Here is a 17,772-nt window from a genome sequence, read left to right as displayed (position 1 = left end):
CGAATTTACTCGTATAAATAGATCACATTCAGCTCAAAGGGTGAATAGTGACCCCTTGTACCACTCGATTAACTTCCCCTGTAGGACAAGGGTTGTCAGGTGTAATATCCAAATTTAATGACTTGTAAAAAGACAAGATCTGACAAAATGTTATGTAAGGTAACGCTAACCAAATATCATCAAGCGCTTTACCTGACTCTGGCAATATCGATTTTACATCTAAAACACAGTTAGCGATTTTATCGTTTTTCAATTCATTAATTAAATCAGTATCGTAACACTTAGTATAGGCGTCATTAGACGACAAAATAAAGATATCTGTTTCACCATTCACTAAAGATTTAGGACCGTGACGGAAGCCTAATGGTGACTCAAAGAAGCTTAACACTTTACCTGCAGACAACTCTAAAAATTTTAACGATGCTTCCCTTGCCATCGCAAGTAATGGTCCAGTACCTAAAAAGACAAAACGGTTACTACTACCATCTGCATATTCATTGATTATTTGATGAGAGTTCTGAATTAAATCACCTGTACAATCAATGGCTTTCGATAATTGCGCTTGATTTGGTGCTAACACACACAAGGTAGAGACAAACATTGAAGTAAAACTGCTTGTCATGGCAAAGCTATTGTCTAGTGTTTCTTTTGGCATAATTAAGCTTAACGCTTTACTATTGCCAACCGTACCCTTCGCTAATTCACCTTCTTCATTACACGTAATAACCAAGTGATAACACTGCTCTACAACTTGGTCAGCCAAATTCACAGCCGCTAAACTTTCCGGGCTATTGCCTGATCGTGCATATGAAACCAATAACGTAGGTTGCTGTTTAATTAAATAACTTTCTGGCGAACCTACAATATCTGTGGTGCTGATTGACTCAACTAAACGCCCCGTTGCTTTAGTTAAATAAGGTGCTAATGAGTCGCCTACATAAGCAGATGTTCCCGCACCTGTTAAGATAATTCTTAGGTTATTTAGCTTTAAAACTGGATCTAAGAAGGTTGAAATAGCTTCCGCATTTTCTGATACGATTTCTTCTGCCTGACGCCACATGTTTGGTTGCTGTGTTATTTCTGCAGCAGTCCAATAACCGTTTTTAGATTTCAGAACATCTACGTCTACATTTAATAGTTTATTCATTATTATTATTCCGTTCACGCTTGTTTAAAACAAGCTGTTGAATAAAATTCAGTCACTTGCATTATTCTATGGATAACCATTGCTTTCGCTTTAGCTTCAAGTTTACCGTCCCTAATAGCCCAATATTCATTTGGTAAAAACTGACTAATTAATGGTAACGGAATGGATATTTCGTTTAAATTGTCGAGCAATTTAGTTACGCTCGCCTCTATCGCATCAAGGTTCCAATAGTAACGAATTCTGTCACTGTAACTGAAACGGCGATAGATAGTTTCTTCATTTTCTGGTACTTGGTAGAACTTCTTCCAGTACTTGTTATTGTTGATCATCTGAGTTTCACAAACATCTCTTAACCCTGAGCGATTTGCCTCTGGTACTAACTCATCTTCTATGTAACTTAATGCAAATAACGCTTCTCTCATAGCAAAAGTTAACTGTGGACCTACTTTTAAAATAGCGAAGTGATCAGCAACTAATTCTTTGTATGCATTTGGTTTTTGGTAATCGGTTGAATGGGCTTCATACACTAAGTTAGGAACTTGAGTAACCATATCACTTAATTGCTTTGCTTTTGAAGAGACATAATCAGTTACACCCGTGTGATCAAACTCAACACCTGGCTGTACTACTAAACCAACAACTCGGCTCCAAACATTTTCTAAGCCCTTTGAGTCAAAAAAGCGTTTATGTAATTCAATTGTTTGCTGCGCTCTTTCATTTGGTGTTACTTCAATGGTATCAATTTCTTCAGTTGCTCCACCTGGCGGCGGTACTTCAGTACCAATAACATACACGATATCAGAGCTTCCAAACGCTTCAATGGCAGTTTGTTCTGCCACAAGACATAACTCAGCGGCACGATTGGCAATGATGCTATCGTCTAAATCAACTGCATCATCAGAACATGGCATGCTCGCGTCTAAATGAATTTTTTTAAAACCCGCTTTTACGTAGGCAGCAATCAATTCTTTTGATTTAGCCATTGCTTGCTCTGCCGTTTCATCTACCCAGCACACAGGGCCTAAATGGTCACCACCAAAGACAATTTTTTCTATTGGGTAACTAACAGTATTGGCAATATTATGAACGAAAGAAATAAAATCACTTGGTTTCATCCCTGTATATCCACCAAATTGATTGACCTGATTAGCCGTTGCTTCGATTAACACAAATGTATCGTCTGCAATGGCCTGACGAATAGCAGCTTCTATTACCAGCGGTTGAGCACAACAAACAGAATAAACCCCTACTTTCTGCCCTTTTCTGTTTGCTTTAATTATTTCGTTTATACTTTTCATCGAAATCCTTGGATTAGTGATGTGATTAACTATACTTTTCTTTCAAAAAAATAGTAATGACATTGATAATACAAAAATACTATCAGCTTTCATTTTCTTTCGCAATATAGCTAAACAATTAACTTTGGGTTTTATATATAGAAAAACAAATAAAACAAATTAGATATTGAAAGTTTTTGAAATATAATTTACCTTTATTGAAAATAGAAATGCATCACAGCTTTTGAGCTGACTAACCTATTAATGAACGGAAAAGCTTATGTCTGATTTAGAACGCCGTAATTTTTTAAAAACCCTTGCAACAGGTGCCGCAGCAACTGTTGTCGCAGGTTGCGCCACAACTTCTGAAAAAAACACCCCAATCCTCAAACAACAAGGTAAATCTGTTATGGGCATGACTGTGCCTAAAATGGACGTTGTTCGCGTTGCTTTCATAGGCGTGGGCGCGCGTGGTAAGTATCACGTTCGTCATTACTGTCATATTGAAGGAGTAGAAGTTAAAGCTATTTGTGATATCGACCAAGAGGCTCTGGATAATTCTGTTAAATACGTGACTGATCAAGGATTGCCAAAACCTGCCACCTATACAGGATCAGATTATGCTTATCGAGACATGTTAGCGCGAGATGACATCGATATCGTTATTAATGCAACACCATGGAGATGGCACACACCAATGAGTGTCGAAACTATGGAAAGTGGTAAACACGCATTTGTTGAAGTGCCAGCAGCAACTACTATTGAAGAGTGCTGGCAGTTAGTGAATACCGCTGAGCGTACTCAGAAAAACTGCATGATGATGGAAAACGTTAACTACGGTCGAAACGAATTAATGGTGCTCAACATGTGTCGTTTAGGCTTATTCGGTGACTTAATCCACGCAGAAGCCGCCTATATTCATGAACTACGTTGGCAGATGAAAGAAATAGAGAAGCGCACAGGTTCATGGCGTACATACTGGCATACAAAACGTAACGGTAACTTATATCCAACGCACGGTTTAGGTCCGGTATCTCAATACATGAACATTAACCGAGGTGACCGTTTTGATTACGTTACTTCTATGAGTTCACAAGCATTGGGCCGTGCAGAATACGCCAAAGAAGAATTTCCTGCGGATCATGAACGTAACTCATTGAAATTTATTGCTGGTGACATGAACACTAGTACCATTAAAACCGCGTTAGGTCGTACAATTATGGTACAGCACGACACTACAAGTCCGCGCCCTTATACTCGTCATAACCTGATCCAAGGAACTAACGGTATTTTCCGAGGCTTCCCAAATCGTATCGCACTGGAAAATGCCCCAGAAAATGTGAAAAAGATTTACCAAGCAGAATACGAACAAGAGTTAGCCAAATGGGAAGCTGCTGGCAAGCCTGGTCGCAAACCAAGTATGAAAAACTTCCATAGCTGGGATCGTGACATGGAAAAATGGTACAAAGAATATGATCACCCTCTTTGGACTAGAATGGCCGATCAAGCCGCTATCCACGGTGGTCACGGCGGCATGGACTTCATTATGAACTGGCGTATTATTTACTGTTTACGTAATGGCGAGCCACTTGACCAAGATGTTTATGACGCTGCTGCGTGGTCTTCAATCTTCCCATTAAGTATGGATTCAGTTGCGGATCGAAGTAATAGTAAAGACGTTCCTGACTTTACTCGTGGAGCTTGGAAAACAGGTAAACCACTCGGAATCGTTTCCTAAAATGTTCGCCCTGATGTTGTAATGCGCACTTTTTGCCTGTTTAATTTTTTAAGCAGGCTTTTTTATTTTTAAAGGACAAAAAAATGATCCGCCGTCTATTAATCGTTATAAGTTTATTAATGGCTAGCCCGTTTGGCGTAGCAAATGACAGAGTGAAACTGGTCACCGAGTTAGGTGATATTGTTATCAAACTTAATCATCAACAAGCACCGTTATCAGCAGGTGATTTCTTAACCTACACCGAAGAAGGCTTGTTTTCAGATATAAGCTTTTTTCGTGTTGTGCGCGATGACAACGATCCAACTGACTACAAAGTAAACCTAGTACAAGGCGGTATACTCGACAATAGAAAAAAACACCCTCCCATCGCTCACGAGTCAACCCAACAAACAGGTCTTACCCATAAACGTGGAGCTGTGTCTTTGGCTAGAAGAGCCGTTGGAACGGGAACTGCAGCGTATTTTTTTATTATGGTTGAAGATTCAATTTTATTAGATCATGGCCATGGACGAACAGAAGATAAACAAGGCTTTGCGGTTTTTGGCGAAGTGATTAAAGGCATGGATATTATCGACAAAATTCATAACATAGACAAAAGTGCTTTTACAACAGATGGTTATATGAAGGGGCAAAAATTAAAACAACCTATAGTTATTCATAAAGCCGAGGTTCTTGAATAAACAAAAAAATTGTCGAAAAATCAGAAAAATGTTTTAAAAAGCGCGAGAATATATAATTTTCGCCTTCTGACATAAACAGACTGTTATTGAGAGCAACTTGTTCACTAGTGAAAGCTTCGCCCAAATCATAAACGAAAGCAGAAACTAAAATACCTGAGGCTAAATTTACAAGCTCATTAAAAAAAGCCTCACTTTACTTCTTTCCTTTACCATTGCACCTATTAACTCTTTAAGATAATCCTTGTATAGCCATTCATTTTGCCACTTAAAAGCTTTTGGCAGCAATAATCTTAGTTTATTTAATTTAGTTTACCTAGACAGCAAAAGGCGTTTACAAAGACGGTACATCGAGTTCTAAATAGTCATCCTACATTTAATCCACTTTATAACGTTATCAAGGTATTAATAAGTTCTCAAAGATGGAATTTTAAAGTATTTAATAACACGACTTTTCGCTAGTATTCTTGACAGGATAACAGGAAACTTTTAACAAGGAATATATTCTAGGTTAGGTATAAAACAACAAAGCCACTATCAATAGATAAGTGGCTTTGTATTTCAGAACAAATAGACGACTTTATTTATCAGCTAATTTTTGCATCAAATAAACATATTTCATTGCATAAGATTTCGCGACATCTACATTGCCGACACTGCCAGCATGACCGCCAGTAAAGTTTTCAAAATATAAAAACTCATGACCAAAATCTTGTAATCGTTTCGCCATTTTTCTTGCGTGAGCTGGATGTACTCGATCATCTTTAGTTGAAGTTGTTAAAAATATTTCTGGATAATCAACATCTTTAGCAATGTTGTGATATGGAGATATTTTACGTAAAAACGCACCTTCAACTTCATTATCTGGATCGCCAAACTCACCCATCCAAGAAGCACCCGCTAATAACTTATGATATCGCATCATATCTAACAACGGCACAGCGGTGATCACTGCATTAAACAGATCAGGTCTTTGCGTAAACATAACACCTGTTAACAAGCCACCGTTTGAACCACCTTCAATACCTAGGTGTTTAGGCGAAGTAACTTTTTTATCGATCAAGTCTTCTGCGATAGCAATAAAATCATCATAGATGATCTGGCGCTTAGTTTTTAAACCTGCCTGATGCCACTTAGGACCATATTCACTACCACCTCGAATATTTGACAACACATACACGCCGCCTTGCTCAAGCCATAGCTTACCTATTGAACCTGAATATCTCGGTCGTTGAGGAGATTGAAAGCCACCATAACCATAAAGAAGCGTTGGGTTAGTGCCATCATACTTCATGTCTTTTTTGCGCACTAAAAAGTATGGAATCATAGTACCATCAGTTGATGCGACAAAGTGTTGTTCACTCACCATATCTTTGGCATCAAACCAACTTGGTAATGATTTAACCGCATGTTTTTCTTTGGTTTTAGTATTGTAAGTAAATAAGGTATCCGGTTGTAAGAAGCTAACCGCAGAGATAAACGCAATATCTTCTTTAGCATCAGTAGATCTTAAGCTGATGGCACCATTTTCCATAAATGGTAACTTTTTAGCGGTCCAATTCTCGCCATCCCAGTCATATTCATAAGCTGATGCTTTGACATCTTTAAGTTCAGTTAACAATACTTTTGATAGAGTTCTTCTGTACTGGCTCAAAGAAGATTTAGCATCTGGCTCATAGACTTTATTTACTTGATCAATAACACCATCCTTTGCAAAGTCTTCAAAGGAAAAGCTCACTAATGAGCCCGATTTAAAACCGCGCCAATCCGTGTTGAGCTTTAACATCAATTGGCCCTTGAATTCAAAGCCTAAAAATGAATCTACAGGTACAGGAACTTTTACTTTAGGTAGGAAGTCACCTGCTTCATTTCGTGGATACCAATATTTGTCAATTTTAAATGAGGTTAAAAAACGCGTCGAAAATAATTCTCTATCACCGTTTGCAAAGATTTTCGGACGGATATATAAAGCAACATCAGTAAGCTCACCTCGGTCAATTTCAACAGCTTCTGAAATTGGTGTACCACGTTTCCAAAGCTTAGTGATCATTGGGTAGCCAGAGTTAGTTAAACTTCCTTCACCAAAATCCACACCAATACTTAGTGTATTTTCATCAACCCATCCTAAGTTGCCTTTACTTTCTTTAGTAATAAAGCCGTCATCAACGAAAGTTTTGGTTTTAGTATTAAACTCTCTACGCACAACAGCATCTTTACCACCATCAGACAATCGTAAAATACACAATTCATTAGTAGGTGATAAACAATCTCGACCTTTATAAACCCAATTTTTATCTTCGGCTTTAGCTAACGCATCAAAATCTAATACTGTTTCCCATTCAGGTTTACCAGACAAATAGGCTTCAATAGACGTTCTACGCCACAAGCCTTTACTATGATTTTCATCATGCCAAACATTGTGAATTTGCCCTGCTTCCATTGATAAGTTTGGGATTTTATCTTTGCTATTTAAAATTTCCAGCAAGGTTTTATTGTAACCATCAAAACGAGGATCAGAAGTTAGTCGGTTAACCGTACGCTCATTCCAAACACCAACCTCAGCAAGTGCTTTTTCATTCATTACTTCTTCCAAGTACAAATGATCTTGATCAGTTTGCCCTGCAGTGGTGTAACTTATGGGCTGATAAACCTCATCTTTTGTAATTGTTGAGTCATTTTTATCCCCTACTCCTTGGCAGGCTGTTAGCGTAAACAGACTGGTAAAAATAAGAGAAGCTTTTACATGTTTTATAGACATTGCTTTTTCCTAATGTTATATCGAATTGTATTATTTATTTTCAATTTTCACTTTAGCGATCACTGGCGCGTGATCTGATAATTCTCTTTGGTCAATAACTTGAGTTTCAATAAGCGAAACGCGTTTAGTTAAACTCGAGCGCACAGCAATAAAATCAATTTCTAACTTGCGTCGACCGTGAAACGTATGAGCTTTATTTACGGCAAATTCAAAGCCTGATTGTCTAAATAAATTCATCGTGCGCGAGTTAGGTTGATCGTTAAAATCTCCTGCTAAAATCACTGGATATTGTTCATCTAATTGCGCAAGTAATGCTTTTGCTTGCTTATATCTATCACTATCATCATTTAGCCAATCAAAATGAATAGGCACAAAGATTACCTTTTCACCATTTACTTTCGTTAAACCTTTAATAAACAAACGCGGTTCATGCTTTCCTTCAGGCAACTTAATAGTGCTACTAGATTCAAATTTGGTTTTGGTAAAAGCGGCAATACCATACTCACCACTTTGAAATGGCATAAAGGCTTGAAAAGCATCATCAAGGTTTAAGTATTGACCGATATATTTAGGTTGATTGACTTTGTTTGAGCGTGAAACTTGATTGTCAACTTCCTGTAACGAGAGTAAATCAACTTGGTATTTTTTGATAAAATCCAACTGCATATCTAATGCAGGTTGTCTCTCTAAATCAATACCGTGGCGAATGTTATAAGACATAACAGTGAATACAGTTGACTCATTAGCAACTTGCTCATCAGTGTTAGCACAAGATACAACGACTAGGCTGTTTAACGTAAGCCAAAGTATCATGTTAAATTTAGCTAAGCATTTAGCTAAACGACTATTTTTCAGTAATATTTTCATCTTCAAGCAATTATCTTAATTTTTTCAAGGTAAATTCAGGATGATAAGTTCGAGCGTTTAATAATTTTTGATGAAGCTCTTTTACTATGTGTGGATGAGCATCGGCGACGTTATTCGATTCTGCAATATCTAAGGATAAGTCATAAAGCTCTAAGGGTTTTTGGTATCGCTTAACCAATTTCCAGTTATCTTTTCTAACCGCTTGCTTAGGCCCACCCCACTCATTAAACTCCCAATATAGAAAGTCATGTGACTGTTGTGGTTTACCAACAAGTTCATTAACTATTGATATGCCATCAGTTGTAGGACAAGCTTGACCACCAGCTAGATCACAAAATGTCGGCATCATATCCCAAAAGGCTGAAATGTGATCAGATTCACTTTTCGCCTTGATTTTACCTGGCCACTTAGCGATAAATGGCACTCGAATACCGCCATCATATAAATCGCGTTTCATACCACGTAATTGACCATTGCTGTCGAAAAAGCCACGGTCATATTCATGGCCATTATCACTGGTAAATATCACTAAGGTATCTTCAGCAATATCCATTTGATTTAATACTTCAACAATGCGACCAATATCTTTGTCCATTCGAGAGACCATACCTGCATAGGTAGTGTTACCTTCAGGATCGTTTCGATAATGACCATCAGTTTTCATTTGACGCTCAGGCCAACCGAGATCTAAATATTGCTTTTTAGAGTCTTCAGGCACAGTTAACGCTAAGTGAGGGATAGTGTAGGCAAGGTACAGAAAGAAAGGCTGTTCTTTGCGTTGGCGTTTTACGAAATCAATTGCTTTGTCAGTGAATAAATCATGAATATAAATACCCTCATTTTTTTTATAATCATTTTCTTCAATAACAAAAGGCTCGTTATTTTCAAATAATCGGTGCCAATAATAATGGTGACCATCTAAATGACGTCTAACACCATAAAAATAGTCAAAGCCTTGTTGTAAAGGCATTGCTTTGAGAAACTCGCCATCTTCTTCATTACGCTTTTCCGACATACCCCATTTACCAATAGCAGCAGTTTGATAACCGTTTGCTTTTAACATTTCTGCTATGGTGAAATCTTCAGGTTTCAAATCAACGGCAACACCGCTATTCGTCCAAGCGGGATTACCACGGATAGGGCTATGCCCGCTGTGTAAACCAGTTAATAAGCTTGCACGAGATGGACCACAAACACTTGAGCCAGCATAGTGTTGTGTGAAACGCATGCCCTCCATTGCCAACTGATCGATATTAGGCGTTTTAATTTTAGACTGACCATAAACCCCAACATCACCGTAACCTAAGTCGTCAGCAATAATGTAAATAATGTTAGGTGAGGCATGAGAGATATTTTCACTATCACTTTGACCACTACTACACCCGTTAAGCAAACAAAGTGTAATGACTGTGAAAAATACCTTAAATGGTGTTGTGACATTTGATACCAACATTTGGTACTCCGAAACAATAAAGATGGCTAGCAGCTCTGTCAGTGATAGCTATCATGATTATAAAAACTAAAGCAATGAAAGAAAGATAACACATATGAAAACAAATGAAAGAACTTTAAACGCTAGTATCCTTTCATTCATCGTGTTTTAATAACGAAAACAACTAGCAACTACCCTTGTGAGTCTTATAATGAAAACAACACTATATTATTTTATTTGCCTTTTCCTACTATGTACTAGCTTTACAACTTTAGCGGAGAGTTATCAAATCGCAAGTTACAATGTCAGGCTGTATAGTGGCCATGACCAAGCTAAAGGCCGAGGTTGGGAAGAACGACGTACACATGTTGTCAATCTCATTAAAAAATATGAGATGGACATTGTTGGCGTACAAGAGCCTTTTCTAAATCAAATCCAAGATATGCGGCAGGCACTAGTTAATTACCGTAGCTTTGGGATCAGTGATGATGGCAAACTAGAGCAAGCTTCCAACCATCATCGACACGATATTTTTTATAAAAAAGATAAATTTGATTTACTCGACAGTGGTAATTTCTGGTTGTCTCCTGACGCACCGAGTAACCCGCCAGAAGATTTAATGAAGGCTGGCTGGGGAGGAAAAGCCAAGGTGGTCACTTGGGGAAAATTCAAAGATAAAAATAATTTATCTGAATTTTATGTATTCAATACGCATTTTTATTACGCAAACCAGAAAACGCGAGAAAAGAGTGCTGAATTAATATTAACCCAAGTAGCAAAAATTGCCGGAAACAAACCTATTATTTTTATGGGTGATTTGAACTTTAAACCAGACGCTAAGGCTTATCAAATTTTATCTAACTCGGCCTTGTTAGACGACGCTTATACTATGGCAAAGGTAAAAACTCCTATCGATTCGTATCAATACAAAACATTTAACTATTGGGATCCAAATAACAACAATCCAGAAAAACACCATATGAGAATAGATTACCTATTTTTGTCAAAGCATTGGCAACAAAAAGTAAAGTCTTATTCAGTGCTTTGGGACACATATGAGCAAGATGGAATAAAAAAAATGCCATCAGATCATAACCCTGTGCTCATTGAAGTTTCATTACCTGAATAATCTGTTACCTAAATAAGCTGTCTTACTTCGACAGATTATAGACAATAAAAAAGCAGCTTTACCGCTGCTTTTTTTTATAAATTTACTAAAGTTAGTTTTTTTCAGCTGCTTGCAGCTTGTCGTCAATATATTGATTGATTAACTTTTCTAGTACCGATAGTGGTAATGAGCCATTTTTAAGGATTTCATCGTGAAACTCTCTTAAATCAAAATCTTTTCCTAACGAATCTTCAGCCTGCTTACGTAAGCGCTTTATGGTTAGTTCACCTATTTTATAGGACACAGCTTGCCCTGGCCAAGATATGTAACGATCCACTTCAGTACGCACATTATGTGTTGAAAGTGCGGTATTGCTAGCTAAAAAGTCAATAGCTTCATCACGTGTCCAGCCCTTCACATGTACACCAGTATCAATGGCTAAACGACAAGCACGCCACATTTCGTAAGTTAGTCGGCCAAAGTTGCTATATGGGTTGGTATAAAAGCCAGCTTCTAGCCCTAAATACTCTGTGTATAATGCCCAACCCTCACCAAATGCAGAAATATAACCTTTACGATATCCTGGTACATTCTCCATTTCACGAGCAATTGAGCCTTGCAGATGATGCCCAGGAACTGCTTCGTGCAAAGTTAACGCTTCTAAAACATATAATGGGCGACGATCTAATCTATGAGTGTTAACCCAGTAATAGCCAGCTTGATCGTCTCGACGAGGCGAAATGTATCGACCGGTGGTATATTTTGGAGCGATATTAGCGGGTACAGGCTCAATACCATAAGGTTTTCGTGGTAAATGTTTAAATAAAGAAGGTAGTTTAGCATCCATTTTTTTAGCAATAAAAGACGCTTCTTTTAATAATTCTTCTGCTGTTTTAGCGTAAAATTGTGGGTCTGTGCGTAAAAACTCAACAAAGTCTTTAAAGTCTCCTTCAAAGTTGAGTTCTTTAATAATCGTTTCCATTTCAGCACGAATACGTTTAACTTCAGATAGGCCAATTTCATGCACTTCTTCTGCCGTCATATCTAACGTTGTGTAATGTTTAATTCGGTTGTCGTAATAAGCTATACCATTTGGTAAATGTTCAGCACCAATTTGCTTACGGGCATTAGGAATATAGTCATTAACCATAAAATCATAAAATCCCTGATAAGCTGGAAAAACTCTTTCCTCAATGCTGTTTGCAATTGCTAATTTGTACTTCTGCTTTTGTTCAATTGAAAAGTGCTCAGGAATACGTTTTACAGCACGGTAATACATACTGTCTTTAACATCATCTTTTATATAGGCGGCAATAGAATCTTCAAAACCTGTTAACACGACTTGAGGCTGGGTATAACCAAGCGCCATCCCCTGTCTCATCAAACTGATTTGTTGATCAAAGTAACGTGGTAATTCTTCCAGCATAACTAGGTATTCATCAAAATCTTTTTCAGTAACTAAACGTTTTCCTGTAAAACGCCCAGAAATTGACGAGTGAAATCCAGACTCAGACTTTAAGGGTAAATAATGTTCGCCATTAAGAAAATTGTCTACCTGATTTTCAATACTAAAAACTAATACTGCATAGTTAATTTGGTTATTTTCAGAGAGTTTACTTTCATCAATTGCTTTAATTTGCTGCAATATCTTCGCTAGCTTATTATGATTTTGTTGTAAGGTTTCTAAACTACGATCGGGTAACAACATTTCGTTTTTTTCAGTATCGTCGTCTTTTTTGAATCGGTTTTGGTATGCTTTAACTACAGTTTCGAATTGCGTGTCTTGATTATTCTCAGGTAGATCTGGGAGTTGAGAACAAGCGGTTAGTAAAACCACAAGGACACCGGCAAAGTATTTCATTGTTTTTCTCACAATTTAAATAAAAGATGGATTGATTGTATGCTATCCAAATCAGTGTGCCAGTAGATTTAAGACAAAACAACAGAATAACACCACGAAATGCATTACCTTTCATATCCTTTCATTTTTGCTTATGCTAGTTTATTATCTGGCGTGAAGACTTCAAACTTGGCTGTTAGATATAAAAAATAGAAGTTCCTTAATAGCCATAATTAATTGCACTAAAACAAATCAAACAACTAACACAACGAACAAAAAAACTTTCTAACGAGTAATTCTCTTAAGCGTTTTAAAGTCTTTTGGTACACCAAAAAGAATGAAGAGGTCAATTTGGATATTTATATGATTATTTCGCTCAGTAGCTATTTTATCTTAATGATAGCTATTGGCTTTTATGCGATGAAAAAATCAACATCAAATAACGATGAATACTTATTGGGTGGACGACAAGTAAGCCCTAAAGTCACTGCACTTTCTGCAGGTGCGTCTGACATGAGCGGCTGGATGTTAATGGGTTTACCGGGTGCGGCTTTTGTTGCCGGTTTAGACAGCATTTGGATTGCTATTGGTTTACTTATTGGTGCAGCGGTTAATTACCAAATTGTTGCCCCTCGTTTGCGTGTTTATACCCAAGTTGCCAATAACTCGTTGACCATCCCTGAGTTTTTATCGCAACGTTTTAGCTTAGATAACAGCTTCATTCGTATTATCGCTTCAGTCATTATCATTTTGTTTTTCACTTTATACACTTCTTCAGGTTTAGTAGCAGGTGGTAAGTTATTTCAATCGTCATTTGGCTTTGACTATTCCGTCGGGGTTTGGTTAACCATGGTTGTTGTAATTACCTATACCATTATGGGAGGCTTTTTAGCAGTCAGTCTGACGGACTTTATCCAAGGCTGTATTATGTTTATCGCACTGATTTGTGTACCACTGTTTACCTTTTTTGAATTAGCACCAAATACCGATGTATTAACGCCTTTGCTCAATGATTTTAGTCATGCCGTATCAAGTAAAACTCATTGGGAGTTACTCGGCATTATTAGTCTGATGTCATGGGGGTTAGGATATTTTGGACAGCCACATATTATTGTTCGTTTTATGGCTATCGACTCGGTTAAAAACATTCCTATAGCTCGAAATATCGGCATGGGTTGGATGTTCTTTACCATTGTGGGCGCAGTGTTAACTGGCATAGTTGGTTACTATTACACGAAACAAATTGGATTAGCATTAACAGATCCTGAAACTATTTTTATCTATTTATCAACGACACTATTTCCACCACTTATCATAGGTTGGTTATTAGCTGCCATTTTAGCAGCAATCATGAGTACAATTTCTTCTCAGCTCCTCGTTTCTAGTAGCTCTTTAGTGGAAGATCTGTACAAAGTCTTTATCAATAAAAATGCAAATACTAAGCAATTAGTTATTATCAGCCGTGTTTGTGTCTTGGTTGTTGCATTAATCGCTACTTATTTTGCTTTAGATACGGATCAAAACGTTCTTAGCATTGTCTCAAGTGCTTGGGCTGGCTTTGGTGCGTCTTTTGGTCCAGTGATCATCTTTGCATTACTTTGGAAAAGAATGACTAACAAAGGGGCCATTGCTGGCATGTTAACCGGTGCCATTACTGTCGTTATTTGGTCTCAAGTACCTCTGTTAACAGATGGTAATACACTTAGTTCAATGTTCTATGAGCTAGCACCTGCATTTATTCTAAGCAGCATTGCTATTTACTTTGTCAGCCGATTTGATAAAACTCCAGAACAAACCACTATAGAAAAATTTTCTGATTTCGAAACGCAAATGAAACAAGCAAAAAGTGAATAAAGAAAATTAAAGTAAAATACGATAATAAAGACTTCATTAATGTGATATTTTCTTGTGAGCCACATATGTTTAAAAACAACAATTATAACAATTAACAGGTATTAGTATGAAATTAGAAATGTTAGACGCTGGCGTCTTTGTCGCTTATGTATTAGCACTCTTGTGCATTGCCCTTTGGATCTCTAAAGAAGACAAACAGCACACTAAGAACACGGAAGATTATTTTTTAGCGAGTAAAGCCCTGCCATGGTGGGCTATAGGTGCGTCACTAATTGCTTCAAATATTTCTGCAGAGCAGATCATTGGTATGTCAGGCTCAGGTTATGCAATTGGTTTAGCCATTGCTTCTTACGAGTGGATGGCTGCTATTACCTTAATTATTGTCGGTAAATACATGTTGCCAATCTTCCTTAAAAACGGCATTTACACGATGCCGCAATATTTGGAACAACGATTTAATAGCCAAGTAAAAACGACTTTAGCAATATTTTGGTTAGCGGTTTACATATTTGTCAACCTTACCGCAGTGCTTTGGTTAGGCGGTTTAGCAATTGAAACCGTCGCCGGAGTTGATTGGTTTTATGGCATGATATTTTTAGCGGTATTTTCTGTCGCCTACTCCCTTTATGGCGGTTTAAAAGCGGTTGCATATACCGACATATTACAAGTGGTATTATTAATATTCGGTGGTATTTTCCTAAGTTATTTAGCGTTAGATGCTGTGTCTGACGGTCAAGGATTTCTAGCTGGCTTTGGCATACTGACTGAACAGGCTCCTGCACATTTTGATATGATTTTGTCTTCAGATAATGAGCATTACATGAGCTTGCCCGGTATATCAGTATTAATAGGCGGTATGTGGGTAATGAACTTTAGTTATTGGGGATTTAACCAATACATTATCCAACGTGCCCTAGCTGCAAAAGATATTGGTGAAGCACAAAAAGGCATTGCCCTAGCAGCATATTTAAAACTGTTAATGCCTTTCATTATTGTGGTGCCAGGTATTGCGGCAGTTATTCTCTACCCACAATTGTCTTCACCAGATCAAGCCTATCCATCAATGATGTCGTTAATGCCAATAGGTATTAAAGGTTTAGTATTTGCCGCTTTAGTTGCTGCCATTGTGTCTTCACTTGCGTCGATGACAAACAGTATTTCAACTATTTTCACAATGGATATATACAGCAAGTTAGCGCCAAATCGTTCACAAAACCATTACGTGAACACAGGCAGAATAACCTCGGTAGTAGCCTTAATAATTGCTTTGATTGTAGCAAAACCATTGTTAGGCCAATTTGATCAAGCTTTTCAATATATTCAAGAGTTTACTGGTTTCTTTACCCCTGGCATTGTGGTTATTTTTGTCCTAGGTATGTTCTGGAAGAAAACTTCATCAGCGGGTGCACTTGGTGCTGCAATCGGCTCAGCTGCGTTCTCACTTGGCTTAAAGTTGATGTGGCCTGAATTACCATTTATGGACAGGGTTGGTTTGGTCTTTTTATTATGTTTGGCACTTTGTGTTTTGATTTCATTAGTAACCTCTTCAAAATCAAGTGACCAAAGTGTTGACTTAACTCAAGTCAGCTTTGAAACTCAAAAAGGCTTTAATGTTGCAGCAGTAGGTGTGATTTTGATCTTAACAGCGCTATATGTAACTTGGTGGTAAGCCCCTCTTAAAACGTAGCCATAAAAAAAGCCTTTCAAAAGAAAGGCTTTTAATCCACTTAAATTAGATGGCCAACAAATTACCAACTGCGTTTTCTGTGGCCTATGATCGCGTAATATAGAATCACGGCATAACAAGGTAACATAACCCAATAAGCCCCTTGTTCATTACCACTAACATCTGCAAAAGCACCGTATAGTAGCGGTAATAAAGCGCCACCGGAAATACCCATAATTAATACTGCTGCACCTTTTTCAGTAGCTTTACCTAAACCATTTAACGCCATCGGCCATACAGCAGGCCAAACTAGCGCGTTAGCTAAACCTAAAAGCGCGACTAACATAACTGCATCTGGTATCGCCGAATCACTAAAGTGACTAAACAATCCGTTCCATATTACTTGACTTGATTGATCTACTGTTACGATCATAACGGTTAGCACTAACCCTAATATTGCAGAGCCTGCTAGGGCTTTCTCTTGACTCACCCACTTAGGAATAATGATCATACCTATAATGTAGGCAAACACCATAAATGCCATTGTGTAAGATGTTAATTCACCGAAATTTTCTACACCCAAATTCTTTCCGTATAAGCCTATGGTGTCTCCTGCAATAACCTCAACACCGACGTAGAAAAATAAGGTAACCGCACCTAATACCAATTGTGGATATTGTGTTATTTTCTTCTCTGTTGAAACATTCTCATTGGCTTCACAATCAGATTTTGTTGGAGGCTCAGGTAAAGGAGAGAAATATATCAATGCAGCTAATATCAGTAATGCGATAGTCATGGCAATATAAGGTATCACCAAACGCTCTGACAATAATTGTAATTCTGCCACTTTTGCTTCGACGTCTAATGTCGCTAAACGTGCTTCAGTAAATTGTCCCATATCTGACAAGATTAAAGACGTAAAAACAATAGGTGCAATTACACCCGCAAATTTGTTTAATACGCCCATAATACTAATTCGAACTGCGGCGGTTTCTCTTGGCCCTATTAACACGATATAAGGGTTCGATGCAGTTTGTAATAAGGTTAATCCAGTACCTAATAAAAACAACGCGATTAAAAATACACTATAAAGTTTAGTTAACGCAGCCGGTATAAAAATAATGGCACCAAGCGCCATGATAACGAGCCCTATGGCTAACCCGGCTTTATATCCAGTTTTTTCCAAAACTTTTGAAGATGGCAAAGCCATTACCGTATAAGCTATATAAAAAACTAAGGTGACCAAATACGCTTCTAGATGATTTAATTCACAGGCGATTTGTAAAAATGGGATCAATGATCCATTTAACCAGGTAACAAATCCGAACATGAAAAATAGGCCACCTATGATCATCATAGGTAATAAACTCGATGGTTTCCCACCACTTTGTTCGTTGGTTTGTTTTAC

Annotated in this window: 12 protein-coding genes; 5 read left to right on the top strand and 7 right to left on the bottom strand. The window is 37.7% G+C overall.

The genetic code is table 11. The annotated features are described in order from the left end of the window. Nucleotides 1–28 precede the first annotated feature (28 nt). Nucleotides 29–1,147, bottom strand: coding sequence for an SIS domain-containing protein (locus AC27GZ_RS09705; protein WP_487094761.1), 1,119 nt, complete (start codon nucleotides 1,145–1,147; stop codon nucleotides 29–31). Between the two features lie 14 nt (nucleotides 1,148–1,161). Next, nucleotides 1,162–2,445 (bottom strand): D-tagatose-bisphosphate aldolase, class II, non-catalytic subunit, encoded by a 1,284-nt coding sequence (locus AC27GZ_RS09700; RefSeq protein ID WP_487094760.1) that lies wholly within the window; start codon nucleotides 2,443–2,445, stop codon nucleotides 1,162–1,164. A gap of 259 nt (nucleotides 2,446–2,704) precedes the next feature. Between AC27GZ_RS09700 and AC27GZ_RS09695 the strand changes: the two genes are divergently transcribed. Both AC27GZ_RS09695 and AC27GZ_RS09690 read left to right on the top strand, forming a co-directional pair. After that, a complete protein-coding gene (locus AC27GZ_RS09695; protein WP_487094759.1) occupies nucleotides 2,705–4,162 on the top strand; it encodes a Gfo/Idh/MocA family protein in 1,458 nt (485 codons plus the stop codon). Nucleotides 4,163–4,245: 83 nt separating this feature from the next. Further along, the gene (locus AC27GZ_RS09690; RefSeq protein WP_487094758.1) at nucleotides 4,246–4,842 is read left to right on the top strand and encodes a peptidylprolyl isomerase; all 597 of its coding nucleotides are present in this window, start codon (nucleotides 4,246–4,248) and stop codon (nucleotides 4,840–4,842) included. A 577-nt stretch (nucleotides 4,843–5,419) separates the two neighbouring features. Here the strand turns inward: AC27GZ_RS09690 and AC27GZ_RS09685 are convergent. The 3 genes from AC27GZ_RS09685 to AC27GZ_RS09675 form a co-directional block, all read right to left on the bottom strand. Next, nucleotides 5,420–7,597 carry a prolyl oligopeptidase family serine peptidase gene (locus AC27GZ_RS09685; RefSeq protein ID WP_487094757.1) on the bottom strand — a complete coding sequence of 726 codons (2,178 nt, stop codon included), beginning with the start codon at nucleotides 7,595–7,597 and terminating at the stop codon, nucleotides 5,420–5,422. 30 nt (nucleotides 7,598–7,627) lie between these two features. Next, complete coding sequence (locus AC27GZ_RS09680; protein WP_487094756.1) at nucleotides 7,628–8,410, bottom strand: endonuclease/exonuclease/phosphatase family protein; 783 nt, start codon at nucleotides 8,408–8,410, stop codon at nucleotides 7,628–7,630. Nucleotides 8,411–8,474: 64 nt separating this feature from the next. Further along, the gene (locus AC27GZ_RS09675) at nucleotides 8,475–9,917 is read right to left on the bottom strand and encodes an arylsulfatase (protein ID WP_487094755.1); all 1,443 of its coding nucleotides are present in this window, start codon (nucleotides 9,915–9,917) and stop codon (nucleotides 8,475–8,477) included. A gap of 190 nt (nucleotides 9,918–10,107) precedes the next feature. Between AC27GZ_RS09675 and AC27GZ_RS09670 the strand changes: the two genes are divergently transcribed. Beyond that, complete coding sequence (locus AC27GZ_RS09670; RefSeq protein ID WP_487094754.1) at nucleotides 10,108–11,025, top strand: endonuclease/exonuclease/phosphatase family protein; 918 nt, start codon at nucleotides 10,108–10,110, stop codon at nucleotides 11,023–11,025. A 91-nt stretch (nucleotides 11,026–11,116) separates the two neighbouring features. On the opposite strand, the gene AC27GZ_RS09665 is transcribed toward AC27GZ_RS09670, so the two are convergent. After that, on the bottom strand, nucleotides 11,117–12,865 hold the full coding sequence (locus AC27GZ_RS09665) for a DUF885 domain-containing protein (RefSeq protein WP_487094753.1): 1,749 nt from the start codon (nucleotides 12,863–12,865) through the stop codon (nucleotides 11,117–11,119). 330 nt (nucleotides 12,866–13,195) lie between these two features. Between AC27GZ_RS09665 and putP the strand changes: the two genes are divergently transcribed. Together putP and AC27GZ_RS09655 are read left to right on the top strand one after the other, a co-directional pair. After that, nucleotides 13,196–14,698 (top strand): sodium/proline symporter PutP, encoded by a 1,503-nt coding sequence (gene putP, locus AC27GZ_RS09660; RefSeq protein WP_487094752.1) that lies wholly within the window; start codon nucleotides 13,196–13,198, stop codon nucleotides 14,696–14,698. A 106-nt stretch (nucleotides 14,699–14,804) separates the two neighbouring features. Then, a complete protein-coding gene (locus tag AC27GZ_RS09655; RefSeq protein WP_487094751.1) occupies nucleotides 14,805–16,367 on the top strand; it encodes a sodium/sugar symporter in 1,563 nt (520 codons plus the stop codon). Nucleotides 16,368–16,446: 79 nt separating this feature from the next. Here AC27GZ_RS09655 and AC27GZ_RS09650 read toward each other — a convergent pair whose 3' ends face one another. Beyond that, a complete protein-coding gene (locus tag AC27GZ_RS09650; RefSeq protein WP_487095257.1) occupies nucleotides 16,447–17,721 on the bottom strand; it encodes a sugar MFS transporter in 1,275 nt (424 codons plus the stop codon). Nucleotides 17,722–17,772 lie beyond the last annotated feature (51 nt).

The organism is Colwellia sp. SU-HH00943 (assembly GCF_057546125.1).
This window is presented reverse-complemented; position numbering and strand designations above follow the sequence as displayed.

Excerpts from the sequence above, each read along its gene's own strand:
- AC27GZ_RS09705 (WP_487094761.1), bottom strand. The coding sequence starts at position 1,147 with ATGAATAAACTATTAAATGTAGACGTAGATGTTCTGAAATCTAAAAAC.
- AC27GZ_RS09700 (WP_487094760.1), bottom strand. The coding sequence starts at position 2,445 with ATGAAAAGTATAAACGAAATAATTAAAGCAAACAGAAAAGGGCAGAAA.
- AC27GZ_RS09695 (WP_487094759.1), top strand. The coding sequence starts at position 2,705 with ATGTCTGATTTAGAACGCCGTAATTTTTTAAAAACCCTTGCAACAGGT.
- AC27GZ_RS09690 (WP_487094758.1), top strand. The coding sequence starts at position 4,246 with ATGATCCGCCGTCTATTAATCGTTATAAGTTTATTAATGGCTAGCCCG.
- AC27GZ_RS09685 (WP_487094757.1), bottom strand. The coding sequence starts at position 7,597 with ATGTCTATAAAACATGTAAAAGCTTCTCTTATTTTTACCAGTCTGTTT.
- AC27GZ_RS09680 (WP_487094756.1), bottom strand. The coding sequence starts at position 8,410 with ATGATACTTTGGCTTACGTTAAACAGCCTAGTCGTTGTATCTTGTGCT.
- AC27GZ_RS09675 (WP_487094755.1), bottom strand. The coding sequence starts at position 9,917 with ATGTTGGTATCAAATGTCACAACACCATTTAAGGTATTTTTCACAGTC.
- AC27GZ_RS09670 (WP_487094754.1), top strand. The coding sequence starts at position 10,108 with ATGAAAACAACACTATATTATTTTATTTGCCTTTTCCTACTATGTACT.
- AC27GZ_RS09665 (WP_487094753.1), bottom strand. The coding sequence starts at position 12,865 with ATGAAATACTTTGCCGGTGTCCTTGTGGTTTTACTAACCGCTTGTTCT.
- AC27GZ_RS09655 (WP_487094751.1), top strand. The coding sequence starts at position 14,805 with ATGAAATTAGAAATGTTAGACGCTGGCGTCTTTGTCGCTTATGTATTA.
- AC27GZ_RS09650 (WP_487095257.1), bottom strand. The coding sequence starts at position 17,721 with ATGATGATCATAGGTGGCCTATTTTTCATGTTCGGATTTGTTACCTGG.